We start from the raw sequence: 681 nt of genomic DNA, 5'->3' as shown, positions 1-681 counted from the left end.
CCGGACTACGACTGTACAAAAGCCAATTGGCGAACTCGAAAAGAGAATCGCGGAGATCCCAATCGAGCGATATCGCAATTTCTGCATCGTTGCCCACGTCGACCATGGCAAGAGTACCCTCTCCGACCGGCTACTGGAATTGACGGGCACGATCCAACCGGGAACGAACAAGCAGGTGCTGGACAAGTTGGACGTCGAACGGGAACGAGGTATTACGGTCAAGGCGCAGACATGTACGATGATCTATAATCATAACGGGGAGGACTATCTGCTCCATCTGGTTGATACCCCGGGACATGTGGACTTTCGTGCAGAGGTATCGCGCAGTTATGCCAGTTGTGGAGGAGCGTTGCTTCTGGTCGATGCCAGTCAAGGCGTCCAGGCGCAGACGGTCGCGAACTTCTATCTTGCATTTGCGCAGGGACTAGAATTGATTCCGGTTCTAAACAAGGTCGATTTGCCTTCCGCTGAACCGGAACGGGCGCTGGAGCAGATTGGGAGTACTTTTGAGCTTGATACAGAAAATGCCATAGGGGTATCAGCCAAGACTGGATTGAATGTGCCCCAAGTGCTTCCTACAGTGGTCGAGAAGATCCCAGCGTGCGTGATGTCCTTTCTTTCATTCTCTCCCCTTTGACATGATACTGACTTGTATGCAAGACCTGTCGGTGACACCCAGAA

The 681-nt window shown here is 52.3% G+C and carries 1 protein-coding gene; it reads left to right on the top strand.

The features are described 5' to 3' along the window. Nucleotides 1-637: GTP-binding protein (locus JS756_RS38965; RefSeq protein WP_205387458.1), on the top strand; the 637-nt coding region annotated here is incomplete at its 5' end. Between the last annotated feature and the right edge of the window lie 44 nt (nt 638-681).

This window comes from Streptomyces actuosus, assembly GCF_016921115.1.
GTDB lineage: Bacteria > Actinomycetota > Actinomycetes > Streptomycetales > Streptomycetaceae > Streptomyces > Streptomyces actuosus_A.
This window is presented reverse-complemented; position numbering and strand designations above follow the sequence as displayed.